Genomic DNA, 13,585 nt, shown 5'->3' with positions numbered 1-13,585 from the left:
GACCATGACGACGATGCCCGTCGACCCGGGTAGGGGGGTCGCTGTCGATACGGTCGATTTCGGACCGGCCCTTGCCGCATTGAACGCGGCGCGTTCGGTCACCATCCTGTGTCATGTGCAGCCCGATGCCGACACCATCGGCAGCGGGCTCGCTTTGGCATTGGTGTTGCACCGGCGCGGTGTCCCGGTGTGGGTATCGTTCGCCGAGCCCGCCGAACTGCCCGCAACGATGCGGACGCTGCCCGGTGTGCAGCATCTGGTGCCGCCCGCCGAGGTACCCGCCGAGGTGGATCTGCTGGTTTCCGTGGACTGCGGCAGTGCCGGTCGGCTGGGTGCGCTCGCCGATCGATTGGCCGGGGCCCGAACGACTCTGGTGTTCGATCATCACCGCTCCAACACCCGGTTCGGGACGATCAATGTGATCGATGCGAGTGCGGAATCGACGACGAGTTTGATCGCGCGGTTGCTCGACGCCTGGCAGGTGCCGATCGATGCCGAAGTGGCACATTGCCTTTACGCCGGATTGGTCACCGATACCGGATCCTTCCGCTGGGTGCGGCCCGGCACCCATCAGCTGGCCGAGCGGCTACTGGCCACCGGCATCGACGGTGCCGAGATCACGCGCTCGCTGATGGATACGCATCCGTTCGGCTGGTTGCCGATGCTGTCGCGGGTGCTCGGCTCGGCTCGGTTGGAGCCACAGGCCGGTGGTGGGACCGGACTGGTGTACGCCATTGTGCGGCGCGAGGATGTCGATGGTGTGCGCTCGGAAGAGGTGGAGAGTGTGGTCGATATCGTCCGCACCACCTCCGAGGCCGGGGTTGCCGCGGTGTTCAAGGAATCGCGCACGATTCCGGATCGGTGGACGGTGTCGCTGCGGTCGCGCGACAGTGCGCCGGGGGCGCAGGATGGTGTCGATGTGGCCACTGTCGCAACATCTTTGGGCGGCGGTGGGCATCGGTTCGCTGCCGGATACACCACTAATGGCACGTCCGAATCGGTCGTCGCGGCGCTGTTGGCTGAACTCGGGTGAGTTCGGAAGTCAGCGGGGTTGCGTCGAATCCGACCGGCGCGGTGGGGCCGCGACGGATTCTCGGACTCGCCCTGCCGACCTTGGGTGTGCTGGTGGCGGAGCCCATCTATCTGCTCTTCGACCTGGCTGTGGTGGGGCGGCTGGGGGCGTTGGCATTGGCAGGGCTTGCGGTCGGCGGATTGATTCTGGCGCAGGTCAGTTCGCAGCTGACGTTCCTGTCGTATGGGACCACGGCACGGGCGGCGCGGCGGCATGGGGCGGGGGATAAACGCGGTGCGATCGGGGAAGGGGTGCAGGCGACCTGGGTCGCGGTGATCGTCGGGACGCTGGTTCTTGTTATGGGGCAGGCGATTGCGGTTCCGCTGACGAATGTGATCGCGGGTGGTGGGGATATTGCGGGGGAGGCGTTGGTCTGGGTGCGGATCGCGCTGTTCGGGGTGCCGCTGATTCTGATCGCGATGGCGGGTAACGGGTGGTTGCGTGGGGTGCAGGAGACGCGTCGGCCGCTGCTGTTCGTTGTTGCGGGACTGCTGGTTTCGGGGGTGCTGTGCCCCACGCTGGTGCACGGGTTGGCGGGTGCGCCGCGGCTGGAGTTGGCGGGTTCGGCGGTCGCGAATGCGGCGGGCCAGTCCGTAACGGCCGGGTTGTTCCTGACCGCGCTGGTGCGCGCACGTGTTCCGCTGGCGCCGCACTGGTCGGTGATGCGGGCACAGCTGGTACTCGGTCGTGATCTGATCGCCCGCAGTCTCGCCTTCCAAGCCAGCTTCGTGTCGGCGGCGGCCGTCGCCTCCCGGTTCGGTGCGGCATCGGTGGCCGCACATCAACTGGTCCTGCAGCTCTGGAATTTCCTCGCCCTGACCCTGGATTCGCTCGCCATCGCCGCCCAAACCCTGGTCGGTGCGGCACTCGGCGCAGGCGACGCCACCGGAGCGCGCGGTCTGGCGCGCCGCATCACCCGCTGGTCGGGTGGATTGGCGCTGGTCCTTGCGGCGGCCTTCGCAGCAGGCGCGACCGTCATCCCTGAACTCTTCACCGACGATCCGGCCGTCCTCGACCGCACCCACGTCGCCTGGTGGTTCTTCGTCGCCATCATCCCGATCGCAGGCATCGTCTTCGCCCTCGACGGCGTCCTCCTCGGCGCGGGCGACGCCGCCTACCTCCGCAACACCACCCTCGGCGCCGCCCTCCTCGGCTTCCTCCCCGCCATCTGGCTCTCCCTCGTCTTCAACTGGGGCATAGCGGGCATCTGGACCGGCCTCGTAGCCTTCATGCTCCTACGCCTCATCGCCGTAGTCTGGCGCGCGGAATCCGGCCGCTGGGCGCAAATCGGCACCGAAATCCCGCGCGTCAGTGCTTAGCGCGGTGCGCCGTGCACGGTTTCGCATCCCGCGCATGTTTTCGCCGGGCGAACTCGTGCGCGGTGGGTAGCGGATTGTCGGTGGTGTCGGTGCACCAGCCACTCGGGTGAGTTCGTGTGCGGTGGCGGCGGGTTGTCAGTGGTGTCGGCAAACGACTGCTCTGCTGGGTGAGTTCGTGTGCGGCGGGTAGCGGGTCGTCGGTGGTGTCGGCGGACGACTGCTCTGCTGGGTGAGTTCGTGTGCGGCGGGCAACGAGTGGTCAGTGGTGTCGGCGGACGACCACTCCTGCCGGACGCACCGAGCGGCCGGAGACCGTCAAGCCGGTTTGCACGACCGATTCCACCGTGCGGTCCAATGCGGGATCGTCGGTCTTGGCGACATCCGCCGCTTCCATGGTGAGCGAGTCGAAGGCGTCATCGGGGCGTGGGGTGACCAATGTGCCACCGCGGCCGACGATGAGGCGTTCGATGCGGGTGGCGACAGCTTCGAATGCTGCTCGCTCGCGCGGGGATTCGGCGGTGGCCGCGCAGGCGGTGCTGTCGGCGTGGAGTGCGAAGAGTTCCAGGACGAGGGGGAGGTCGGCGCCGCTGCGGTCGCGTCGGTCGCGGGCCTTGGCTTCGTCGGCCAGGCGGTCGATGGTGGTGGCTTGGCGGGCGATTACTCGGGTGAGGTCTTCGATGCGTTCCGCCAGGTGGGCGAGCGGGTCGGCGGGGTTCTCGAGTTGTGGTGTGCGGGAGTTGGCGGGGTAATGGGCCTGCGGCGCGGTCGGGGCCTTGATCTGCGGCTCAAGGGGATCGGCGGTGTGGCTGGCTGGTGGCGTGGGGTCGGTGTGGGTTTTGGTTTGCGGCGCGGGGGCGGCGAAGGTCTCGGCCTGTGATGCGCCTGGGTCGGTGAGGTGACCAGACCGTGACGCTGCTTGGCTGGTCGTCGTGTCGGCCCACGGCGTGAGGGGTTTGGCGGGGTTACCAGCTTGCGGTGCGGTGGGGCTGGTGAGGGTTTCGAGCGGTGGCGTGCGGGGGCCGGTGGGATGACCGGTGTGTGGCGCGATTGGGTTGGCCTCTACCTGCGGCGCGGCGGGGATGGTTGGGTCCTCGGGGTCCGGCGCGGCGGGGTCGGTCATGCTCGCACTTTAACGCTAGTTCGCGGGGGTGCATCGATTGTTTTGGGCGGCATCGGGATCCACTGCTGGGAACTGGGCTGGTGTCGGATGTGGCTGCTACCATCGCGTCTCATGGGGGTCTACGGCATCGACCTTGGTACGACAAATTCGGCGATCGCGCGGATAGACGCTGATGGTCGGCCCGAAGTCATGATCGGTTTGAACGGCGAGGCGACGGTGCCTTCGGTCGTTTTGTTCGCGTCGGCGTTCGATCATCTGGTGGGCGAGGGTGCGCGGCGGCAGGCTCGGCTCGATCCGGAGCATGTGTGCGCGCTGGTGAAGCGGCGGATGGGCGATACGGACTGGCGTTTCGCCGCGCACGGGCAAACCTGGTCCGCGCCCGCGGTTTCGGCGCTGATCCTGAAAAGCCTTGCCGCGGATGCCGAATTCAGCGGTGGCGAACCGGTGAAGCGCGCGGTCATCACCGTGCCCGCCTACTTCGGCGACGAGGAGCGGCGCGCGACCATCCAGGCGGGCACGTATGCGGGCTTCGATGTCGCCGGTGTGCTCTCCGAACCGATCGCGGCGGCGCTCTCCTACGGTTTCGGCAGACTCGATGGCAGTATGGACGTCGGCAAGCCGGGCCCGCGCGAGACGGTTCTCGTCTACGACCTCGGTGGCGGCACCTTCGACGCCACCGTCATCGAACTCGCCGACCGCCGCATTTCGGTGCTCGCGGTCGAGGGCGATCACCAACTCGGCGGCGCCGACTGGGATGAGCGCATCGCGCTGTACCTTTCGCAAAAGTTCTGCGAGGCGAACCCGGATGCCGAAGACCCGCTGGATGATTCGGCGGGTTCGCAGATGCTGGTGCTGGCCGCCGAACGTGCCAAGCGCGAGCTGACCGATGCCGAGCGCACCGATGTGGTGATCGCGCACGACGGCGCTCGCGCGGTTATCCCGCTGACGCGCGGCGAAGTCGACGCGATGACGGCTTCGCTCATGCGCCGCACCATCGACCTGACCCGCGATTGCCTGACTGCGGCGAGTAAGCGCGGTGTCGGATCCGTCGACCGCCTGCTGCTGGTCGGCGGCTCCTCGCGCATGCCGATGGTGGAGCGCGAACTGCGCAAGGAACTCGGCCTTGCCGGCGAACTGCGCGATCCCGACCTCTCGGTGGCGCGCGGCGCGGCGCTGTACGGCGAAAAGCTGGAGATGGAACGTCTCGTCCTCGCCGACCTCACTACCCGTGGTCGACTGCGCGACGGCGCGAATATCGACGACGCCGCACCGGCCGATCTGGACCAATCGATCGCCCGCGTCGCCGCCTCCTTCGGGCAACCGGTCGGGCTGGTGCGCCGGATGCTCGAAATCCAGGTCGATACCGTCGTTTCGCGCGGTTTCGGTGTGCTCGCGCTCGACTATCAGTACGGGCTGGCGGCGACTTGGTTGGTGCATCGCAATTCGACGCTGCCGGTGAAGGTACGTCGTTCCTTCGGTACCGTGCGCGCGGATCAGGACGAAATCGCGCTGACCATTGTGGAGCAGCAGGGCCAGGCGGCATCGGCTCGCCCCGACGATACGAAGGTGCTGGTGGAAGGGCGCATTCGCGGCATCCCCGCGGGTTATCCCGAGGGCAGCGAGGTGCGGGTGACCTTCGAGATGGGCTTCGACGGCGTCCTGCGCGTCACCTGCCATCACGTCGACGCCGATATTCCATTGGTCCTGACCGCGCAGACCGGCGCGACCCTGTCGCAAGCGGATGTGGCGCGCGAACTCGATCAGGTCCAGCGCACCCGCCGCCGCGACAGCTGAGCGGTGACCATGCAGGCGTTCGATCCGAACGACTACCGCAAGCGGGTGCTCGCCGATGTCGAGCGCCGCGGTGGGCTCGAGGAGTCGGATCCGTTCGAGCTCTACGACATTCCGCTGGACGAGACGGAGTCGCTGAGCGATGCCGAGATCGCCGCCCGGGTGGAGGAGGTCTGGGGTTTCTGGCAGCGCCAGCGCGACCATCCGAAGTACCGGGTGCTGGTGGGGCTGCTGGTCGACGCGCATCCGAAGCTGTCCCGCGTACTGCTGGATTCGGCGGTCCGCCGCGCGGAAGCGGCGCGGATCCGGGAGATGCGCGAGCGCCGGGATGCGGACCGCTACGAGATGCTCGACGCGGCGATCTCGCGATTGGTGCAGCGTCACGGCGGGGTTCCGGCCGGGAAGGTGCCTGGGCTGGAGGAGATCGGTGCGATGGGCGGGCTCAGTGCCGCCGAGGTCGCGACTCGATTGCGCAGGCATCGGGTCATCGAGGACGCCCCCGCGCCTGCCGGTGTGCTCACCGACCAACGCAGACAACAGATTCGGCAGTTGCTCAGCGAATGGGAACGGCTCATCGACGGTGAACCGACGCCGACGCTGTTCGCGCTGCTCCGGGTGGATCCGGCGAAAGCCGGTCAGACCCAGGAGATTCGACTGCGCGCCGAGGCATTGCGTGCGCGGTCGCGAGAGCTGCCGCCCGGTCGCATCCGAGTTGTGTTGGATGAGTTGCTGATTCACATCCACGACGTGCTCGAATCGGGCGAGGCGACGCTGCGGGAGTATCTGCGGGCCCTGGCCGAGGATGTCGCGAAGGAATTGCGGCCCAAGGTCAGGGCGGCGGTGCTGGTCGAGGACGAACTCGTCGGCGACGACTTCCAGTATCTGCTCGACGAGGCGATGCGGTTGGGTCTCGATCGGGCCGACGCCACCCGGGTGCTCACCGAGATCGCCGCGGAACTCGGTGCGCGAGTGACGAATTCGCCGCCGACCGCGCCGCCGCAACCCATATCGCAACCGCCTGCGCCCAGACTCTGGGAAGCACCGCTCAAGGCCGCCCGGGCGGCGCTGCGCGGGGGTCGCCCACAGGAAGCCGCGCGCCATGTCGAGGAGGCGCACCGGCTGGTCGGGTCCGACGGGGAAGGGCTCACTCCGATCCGTTCGGTATCCGATGAGGTGGACCGGGTGCTGAACGAGGCACAGGCCCACTGGCGTGATGCCACGGTCGCGTGTACGGCAAAGCGGTTTGTCGAGGCGCTGCCGCATCTGGAACAGGTGCGCCGCACCGCATCCGATCTGCTGCCACCGAATCAGGTGCCGAGTATCGACCAGTTGCTCGCCGAAGCCCGAGAGGCCATCGCCGAGGCGGACCGGCTCGTTGCTGCGGCGCAGGCCGGACCGGCCGATGCCAGGATGCGCGAGCTGCTCGCCGCGGTCGAGGTATGCGCTGATCACGCCGGTGCGGCCGCTGCGCTCGCGGAGTCGCCGATCGGGGCTCCGCAGCGGGTCGAGGCCACGAGATTGGCGAATGGGTCGATGCTCGTGGTGTGGTCGCCGACATCGACGGATAACGTCGCCTACCGGGTGACCAGGTTGCAGCCGGACGGGTCGTGGCGCGTGGTCGGCCGCACACAGGCAACCGAACTCGAAGACGGTGGCGCCCCCGCCGTCGGGCAGCCGGTGTACGCGGTGGCCGCCGCCGTCGCGGGCAGATACTCCGAGATCACCCGATCAGATACCGGCCCGGTCGCGAAACCGCAAGGCAGACAGGAACAACCACAGGACGATCCGTCGCCGAGCGGCATACCGACCGTGACCGGACTGGGCGAACAGGCGGGGCTACTGGTCTTCGCCTGGCCCATCGGCGTTACCGAAGTCATGGCCGTCGTGCGGCCGGATCAACCGCCGACCACCCCGGACGACCCTGAGGCCCGCTCCTGGAAGGTCACCAATATGCGATACGAAATCGACGGCGGCGTCCGTATCCCGCCCGATATCCCGCGACCATGTCATATCGCCATCGCATCCTGCCGTCGCGAAACGAACGGAAAGCTCACGGTCGCTGCGGGTTTCGCGCCGACTGCGCGGATCCGCTGGTTCGGGTAGTCGAGATCGGTCCGACAGGTTGTCGCGCCGGATCGCCCGCTGCGAGCCGGGTGGCGAGCTTAGGGTCGCTGCGGGTTTCGCGCCGACTGCGCGGATCCGTTGGTTCGGGTGGTCGATCGGTTGGACGGGTTGTCGCGCCGGATCGCCTGCTGCGAGCCGGGTGGCGAGCTTAGGGTCGCTGCGGGTTTCGCGCCGACTGCGCGGATCCGTTGGTTCGGGTGGTCGATCGGTTGGACGGGTTGTCTCGCGCCGGACCGCTCGCGGCGATGTACGGGCGGCGCAACGCGGGGTGATCGGTGACAAGCGGGATTTCGCGACAGCACAGGGCAGGATGGGGACGTGCTCGCACAGAACGCTGTGAATTCGGTACGGACGCGCGTGTCCTCGACATATGTGCTCGCCGCGCTGATCGTCCTCGGACTGGTCTTGCAGGCGCCGTTGGTGCATGCGGTGGGGGCATCCGCGCGATTGCAGACTGCGGTGACGATTTTCGCGGGTGTGTTCGTGCAGGCGGTGCCGTTTCTGGCGCTCGGTGTTTTGGTGAGCGGTGGTATCGCAGCTTTCGTATCACCTGCGGTGCTACGAAAGGTATTGCCGCGCAACGAACCTGCGGCGATCGGCGTGGCCGGACTGGCCGGGATGGCGCTGCCCGGCTGTGAATGCGGTGTCGTGCCGGTGGCGCGACGGCTGACCGATCAGGGTGCGCCCGGATCGGTGGCCTTGGCCTTCATGCTGTCGGCTCCCGCGATCAACCCGGTGGTGTTGATCGCCACGGCGGTGGCATTTCCCGGGGAGCCGGGAATGGTGGCCGCGCGGTTCACCGGCTCGCTGGCCACCGCGGTGGTGATGGGGCTGATCTGGTCGCGAATCGGACGCCCGGCCTGGCTGCTGCCGCGTGGTACCGGACGCGACCACTGTGTGACGGGGCGAACCCGGTGGGAGGTCCTCACCGAGGCCGCGCGCCACGATCTCTTGCAGGCCAGCGCATTTCTGGTACTCGGTGCCGCGGCCGCCGCCGCGCTGCATGTACTGGTTCCGCCCACCTGGTACGAGCGGTTGGCCGGGCAGATGGTGGTTGCGATCCTCGTCATGGCGGTGCTGGCGATCGTGCTCGCCCTGTGCTCGGAGGCCGATGCATTCGTCGCGGCGAGCATGTCGACGCTGCCGCTACTGCCGCGGCTGGTATTCCTGGTCGTCGGCCCCGCCGTCGACGTGAAGCTCTTCGCCATGCAGGCAGGCAGCTTCGGCCGCCGCTTCGCAATGCGCTTCGCCCCCATGACCTTCGCGGTCGCCGTGGCCTGCGGCACGATCGCCGGATACATCTTCTTGGGAGGTGCCCGATGAAACGAGAAACACAGAACCTCCTGTTGCTACTCATCGGCGGCGCGGTGCTCTGGATAACCCTCGACGGCAGCTACCTACGCTATGTGAAACCGAGCCTCTACCCGTTCCTGCTGATCAGCAGCATCGGCTTCATCTTGCTCGCCCTAGTGGCAATCATCCGAGATATCCGCCGCGGCACCGCATCCGACGAGCACGCGAACGTGCACGGCCGTGACGTCGTTGGCCACCTCGAGACCCGCCGCCCCCGCGGTATCCACGGCGGCGACGATGTACTGAGCCATGCCAACGCGCAGGGCCGCGACTATGCACTCGGGCACGGCGCCGCACAGGGCCCGCACGACCACCAGCACGGCTCGGGTCGCGCGCAATGGTTGTTGCTCGCACCGGTCGCCGCACTCCTGCTCATCGCGCCACCCGCCCTGGGCGCGGGGGCGGCGGTTACCAGTTCCCCGGTCGAGGTCGTCCCGCGCGACATCGCCGCGGAGCAGCCGAAGCTCTGGGCTTTTCCGCCGCTGCCTGCCGAGCCGGCACCGCGGTTGCCGATTGTGGATCTGGTGGATCGGGCGCTTCAGGACTCCAGTCACTCGCTGGACGGTCGTGAGATCACTATCAGTGGGTTCATTATTCGGCCCAAGGATCTCGAGCAGCAGCATCCGGATACGCCCGATGCGGATCTCGCGCGAGTAGTCATCACCTGCTGTGTCGCTGATGCGCGGTATGTACTTGTGCACCTGTCGGGGATGCCGGAGGTGATCGAGGACGATGCCTGGCTCGAGGTCAGGGGTGTCGTCGAAACCGGCAGTGCTCAGCGGGATCCGGATCACACGCCCACCCTCGTCGTCACCGACTACCAGCGGATCGAGGCCCCGGACCGGCCGTACGAACGCGGCCGTTAGAGGCGGACTCGAATCGGTATCGCCCATGATCGTCGAGCCGAACGGCGGCAACTCCCGCGGATATGCCAATGTAGGTGTGGTGATACCCAAGTTGATGGCGGTGAGCGACGTTCACGTCGGGCACCAGGGGAATCGTCCGGTCGTCGAGCAGATTCGGGCGGATTCGCCCGAGGACTGGCTCATCGTGGCCGGGGACGTCGGGGAGAAGTCCGACGATATCCGCTGGGCACTGGAGCTGCTGCGTGGCCGCTTCGCCAAGGTGATCTGGGTGCCGGGCAACCACGAATTGTGGACCACGGCGAAGGATCCGGTGCAGATGCACGGTGTCGCGCGCTACGACTACCTGGTGTCGATCTGCCGGGATCTCGATGTGATCACACCGGAGGATCCGTTCCCGGTGTGGACCGGCGCGGGGTCCGAACAGTACGGCGGTCAGGTGACGCTGGTTCCGATGTTCCTGCTGTACGACTACTCGTTCCTGCCGAAGGGCACCAAAACGAAGGCCGAGGGCCTCGCCCTGGCCCGGGAACGCAATGTGGTGGCCACCGACGAATTCCTGCTGTCCCCGGATCCGTACCTGACCCGTGATGCCTGGTGTCACGCCCGAGTGCAGGTCACCAAGCGGAAACTGGACGCGCTGCCACCCGAGACGCCGATCGTGATGATCAACCACTTCCCGCTGGTCCGCCAGCCCACCGAAGTGCTGTGGTATCCGGAATTCGCCCTCTGGTGCGGCACCGATCTGACCGCCGACTGGCACACCAGCTACAACGTGGTCTGCTCGGTCTACGGCCACCTGCACATCCCGCGCACCTCCTACTACGACGGCGTGCGCTTCGAAGAGGTGTCGCTCGGCTACCCGCGCGAATGGCAGCGTCGCGGACTGCCCGACCAGTTGCTGCGCCAAATCCTCCCGACCCCGGATTACCCGCCGGGTTCGCTGAATAAATGGGGCGGCCACTTCAAGGTCACCCCCGAGATGGAAGCCGCAGCCGCCGAGATGCGAGAAAAGGCCGAGCGCCGTCGCGGTGTGTGAGTCCGGCGGCGTTGCCGCCAGAGGAGGGTCTCAGCGCTCAGATCCCGCGAATGTGGACCGAGTATGAGTGCTCGGTCCACTCCTCTGCAGAGGTCGAGCGCAGGTGATGCGCTGTGCCTCCCGAGGCGTTTGTCGGTGGCGCGGCTCGACTAGGCTCGTCAGTGATGATCGAGAAAATTCTTCCTGCCGGTGTGGCCTCGGCCGAGTTGTTGGCCTACCCGGAAGATCTGCAGCCGCATCCGGCCGAGGCGCACCTCATCGAGAAGTCGGTGGAGAAGCGTCGCCGGGACTTCATCGGTGCTCGGCACTGCGCCCGGCTGGCGCTGGCGGAACTCGGTGAGGCTCCGGTCGCGATCGGCAAAGGCGAGCGGGGCGCACCGGTGTGGCCGCGCGGCATCGTCGGCAGCCTGACGCACTGTGACGGCTACCGGGCGGCGGCCTTGGGCCACAAACTGCGGTTCCGCTCGATCGGCATCGACGCCGAACCACACGGCACACTCCCCGAGGGCGTGCTGGATTCGGTGAGCCTGCCCCCCGAGCGGGACTGGTTGGCGCGGGTCGACGGTTCCGGTCTGCACCTGGACCGCTTGCTGTTCTGCGCGAAGGAAGCCACCTACAAGGCGTGGTGGCCATTGACCGCACGCTGGCTCGGCTTCGAGGACGCCCACATCACCTTCACCATCGATGAGAGCTCCGACGGCGCGGGTTCGGGTGCCTTCCACAGCCAGATCCTGGTGCCCGGACAGGTCACCGACGGTGGCGCGCCGCTGATTTCCTTCGACGGCCGCTGGATGATCGGCGACGGACTCATCCTGACCGCGATCGTGCACGACTGATGGCCGACGCCAGGATCGACGCACTCGGCGGTCTGCTGATCGTCGACAAGGACGGCGGCTGGACCAGCCACGACGTCGTCGCGAAATGTCGAAAACTATTGCGCACCAAGAAGATCGGTCATGCTGGGACGCTCGATCCGATGGCCACCGGCGTACTGGTGCTCGGCGTCGAACGCGCCACCAAACTGCTCGGCCTGCTCACGCTGACCACCAAGGCGTACACCGCGACCATTCGACTCGGCCAGGCCACCACCACCGACGACGCCGAGGGCGAAGTGCTCTCGACCGCGTCGGCGACCCATCTCACCGATGTCGAAATCGCCACGCACACTGCGAAATTGACCGGCGATATCGAACAGGTGCCTGCCACGGTCAGCGCCATCAAGGTGAACGGCGAACGCGCCTATGCCCGGCATCGGGCTGGTGAGGAGGTCCAGCTCGCTGCGCGCCCGGTCACCGTCTCGCGCTTCGATATCCTTGCCCGCCGGGATATTTCGGAGTTCGTCGATCTGGATGTAGTCGTCGAATGTTCGTCCGGCACCTACATTCGCGCCCTGGCGCGCGATCTGGGCGCCGCACTCGGCGTCGGCGGCCATTTGACCGCCTTGCGCCGCACGAGGGTCGGCCCGTTCACCCTCGAGCACGCAAGAACCCTTGACGAATTGGCCGAATCCGAGGACGCGCTGTTGAGTCTGGATATCGACGACGCCATCCGAACCGCATTCCCGCACCGCGATATCGATGACAAGCAGGCCGACGATCTGCGCAACGGACGCTGGCTCGAGCCGGTCGGCATATCCGGTGTCTACGCCGCCATCGACCCGTCCGGACGCGCGATCGCACTACTGCAGGAGAGCGGTAAGCGCGCGGCCTCGGTCATGGTTGTGCGTCCGTCGAATCTTTAACCGCGCCAAGCGGTTCCAGTGCGCCGAGCAATGCGCCGACGCAGATATCGCGGAGTTCGGCGCGGGTGCAGGTGCGGTTTTCCAGCCAGTCGACCGATAGCACCCGGACGAAGGTCAGCCAGCCCATCAGCACCGATGAGGTGAGCTCGCGGATATGGCCTTCGACGCCCATTACGTCGAGCAGACGCACCCGGAGTTCGCCGAGTTCGCCCGAGATGATCGCCTGGATGGTCGGATCGCCCGCGAGTAGGCGGTTGGCGGCCACGACCGTATTGGCATTGGCCTCGAAATAGTCGAAGTGCTCGTCGAGTCCGGCCGCGAGCTGTTCGGGCAGCGGGGTTTCGGTATCGAGTTTCGTGGCGACCAGCAGGCTGTCGGCGGCCAGTTGGTAGACGCCCGCGAAGAGGTCGCGTTTGGTCGGGAAGTGGCGGTAGAGCAGGGCGCGCGAAACACCGGCCGCGGCCGCGACGTCCTCCATCAGCACCGCATCGTAGGCGCGTTCGGCGAACAGTTTCGCGCCCGCGTCCAGCAGCAGGCGGCGGCGTTCGTCCGGGGCGAGGCGGCGGCGGGTCACCCCAGCAAGCTTAGTTGACGTATGTCTACCAAGCGTCCTAGGGTCGGGCTTAGTAGACAAACGTCAACTAGTGAAGTGAGGAATTCATGACCTCGGCACTCAAATGGCTGTCCATGGCGATGGGCGTTGTCATCGTTGGTATCGGCATATTCCACATGGCTGCCGGAATCGACGGCATCCCCGATATGGGCTCCTCCGGCGTCACCGCCGACAGTCAGACTCGCTTCTTCGGCGGCATCTTCGTCGGCTATGGCCTCGCCTGGATCTGGGCAGCCCGCCGAACGCCGATCTCCGCACCCGCGGTGCGCTGGCTCGCCGGAATCTTCCTACTGAGCGGCGTGGCCCGCTTGATCTCGGTCGCCGTCTACGGCTGGCCGCACTGGTTCCAAATCGTCCTCACCGCAATAGAATTCGCCCTCCCTCCGATCTTCTTCTGGCTAGCCGCCGCCCACGAAAAGCGCACCGCCTTCACCACCGACCGCGTGCCCGCCGCTGGCTGACCGGTGTCGCAAATCGGATGACTACCTCACACATTGTGCCTAATGCGAAGTAGTCAGTAGCCATGCGTCAATTGGCACGGCGATCCGTA

At 66.9% G+C, this 13,585-nt stretch carries 12 protein-coding genes; 10 read left to right on the top strand and 2 right to left on the bottom strand.

The window, feature by feature from the left end:
• Positions 1-4 precede the first annotated feature (4 nt).
• Together OIE68_RS20485 and OIE68_RS20480 are read left to right on the top strand one after the other, a co-directional pair.
• Positions 5-1,033: a DHH family phosphoesterase gene (locus tag OIE68_RS20485; RefSeq protein ID WP_419150723.1), complete on the top strand. Its 1,029-nt coding sequence runs from the start codon at positions 5-7 to the stop codon at positions 1,031-1,033.
• Complete coding sequence (locus OIE68_RS20480; protein WP_419150722.1) at positions 1,030-2,391, top strand: MATE family efflux transporter; 1,362 nt, start codon at positions 1,030-1,032, stop codon at positions 2,389-2,391. The genes OIE68_RS20485 and OIE68_RS20480 overlap by 4 nt, the downstream gene beginning before the upstream one ends.
• Positions 2,392-2,650: 259 nt before the next feature.
• Here the strand turns inward: OIE68_RS20480 and OIE68_RS20475 are convergent, their stop codons facing one another.
• Positions 2,651-3,511 carry a hypothetical protein gene (locus OIE68_RS20475; RefSeq protein WP_327100965.1) on the bottom strand — a complete coding sequence of 287 codons (861 nt, stop codon included), beginning with the start codon at positions 3,509-3,511 and terminating at the stop codon, positions 2,651-2,653.
• A gap of 111 nt (positions 3,512-3,622) precedes the next feature.
• On the opposite strand from OIE68_RS20475, the gene OIE68_RS20470 reads away from it, so the two are divergent.
• The 7 genes from OIE68_RS20470 (at position 3,623) to truB (ending at position 12,422) form a co-directional block, all read left to right on the top strand.
• Entirely contained in the window at positions 3,623-5,305 is a 1,683-nt protein-coding gene (locus tag OIE68_RS20470; protein ID WP_327100964.1) for an Hsp70 family protein, read from the top strand.
• Positions 5,306-5,314: 9 nt separating this feature from the next.
• A complete protein-coding gene (locus tag OIE68_RS20465; protein WP_327101734.1) occupies positions 5,315-7,405 on the top strand; it encodes an Ig-like domain repeat protein in 2,091 nt (696 codons plus the stop codon).
• Between the two features lie 339 nt (positions 7,406-7,744).
• On the top strand, positions 7,745-8,749 hold the full coding sequence (locus tag OIE68_RS20460) for a permease (RefSeq protein WP_327100963.1): 1,005 nt from the start codon (positions 7,745-7,747) through the stop codon (positions 8,747-8,749).
• Positions 8,746-9,645, top strand: a complete 900-nt coding sequence (locus OIE68_RS20455; protein WP_327100962.1) for a TIGR03943 family putative permease subunit — start codon at positions 8,746-8,748, stop codon at positions 9,643-9,645. The genes OIE68_RS20460 and OIE68_RS20455 overlap by 4 nt, the downstream gene beginning before the upstream one ends.
• 79 nt (positions 9,646-9,724) lie before the next feature.
• On the top strand, positions 9,725-10,681 hold the full coding sequence (locus OIE68_RS20450) for a metallophosphoesterase (protein WP_327101733.1): 957 nt from the start codon (positions 9,725-9,727) through the stop codon (positions 10,679-10,681).
• A 164-nt stretch (positions 10,682-10,845) separates the two neighbouring features.
• Positions 10,846-11,517: a 4'-phosphopantetheinyl transferase Npt gene (gene npt / locus OIE68_RS20445; RefSeq protein ID WP_327100961.1), complete on the top strand. Its 672-nt coding sequence runs from the start codon at positions 10,846-10,848 to the stop codon at positions 11,515-11,517.
• Positions 11,517-12,422 (top strand): tRNA pseudouridine(55) synthase TruB, encoded by a 906-nt coding sequence (truB, locus tag OIE68_RS20440; protein WP_327100960.1) that lies wholly within the window; start codon positions 11,517-11,519, stop codon positions 12,420-12,422. Before npt ends, truB begins: the two co-directional genes overlap by 1 nt.
• Here truB and OIE68_RS20435 read toward each other — a convergent pair.
• Positions 12,394-12,996, bottom strand: a complete 603-nt coding sequence (locus OIE68_RS20435) for a helix-turn-helix domain-containing protein (RefSeq protein WP_327100959.1) — start codon at positions 12,994-12,996, stop codon at positions 12,394-12,396. The two genes, truB and OIE68_RS20435, sit on opposite strands and share 29 nt — an antisense overlap.
• Before the next feature lie 86 nt (positions 12,997-13,082).
• Here OIE68_RS20435 and OIE68_RS20430 point away from each other — a divergent pair, with 86 nt between their 5' ends.
• Positions 13,083-13,496 carry a DUF4345 domain-containing protein gene (locus tag OIE68_RS20430; protein ID WP_327100958.1) on the top strand — a complete coding sequence of 138 codons (414 nt, stop codon included), beginning with the start codon at positions 13,083-13,085 and terminating at the stop codon, positions 13,494-13,496.
• Positions 13,497-13,585 lie beyond the last annotated feature (89 nt).

The organism is Nocardia vinacea, from assembly GCF_035920345.1.
Taxonomy (GTDB): Bacteria; Actinomycetota; Actinomycetes; order Mycobacteriales; family Mycobacteriaceae; genus Nocardia; species Nocardia vinacea_A.
Note: the sequence above shows the minus strand (reverse complement) of the source record. Positions and strands in the feature narration are given on the sequence as shown.

Coding starts and splice junctions, on each gene's coding strand:
- OIE68_RS20485 (WP_419150723.1), top strand. CDS start 5: ATGACGACGATGCCCGTCGACCCGGGTAGGGGGGTCGCTGTCGATACG.
- OIE68_RS20475 (WP_327100965.1), bottom strand. CDS start 3,511: ATGACCGACCCCGCCGCGCCGGACCCCGAGGACCCAACCATCCCCGCC.
- OIE68_RS20470 (WP_327100964.1), top strand. CDS start 3,623: ATGGGGGTCTACGGCATCGACCTTGGTACGACAAATTCGGCGATCGCG.
- OIE68_RS20465 (WP_327101734.1), top strand. CDS start 5,315: ATGCAGGCGTTCGATCCGAACGACTACCGCAAGCGGGTGCTCGCCGAT.
- OIE68_RS20455 (WP_327100962.1), top strand. CDS start 8,746: ATGAAACGAGAAACACAGAACCTCCTGTTGCTACTCATCGGCGGCGCG.
- npt (WP_327100961.1), top strand. CDS start 10,846: ATGATCGAGAAAATTCTTCCTGCCGGTGTGGCCTCGGCCGAGTTGTTG.
- truB (WP_327100960.1), top strand. CDS start 11,517: ATGGCCGACGCCAGGATCGACGCACTCGGCGGTCTGCTGATCGTCGAC.
- OIE68_RS20430 (WP_327100958.1), top strand. CDS start 13,083: ATGACCTCGGCACTCAAATGGCTGTCCATGGCGATGGGCGTTGTCATC.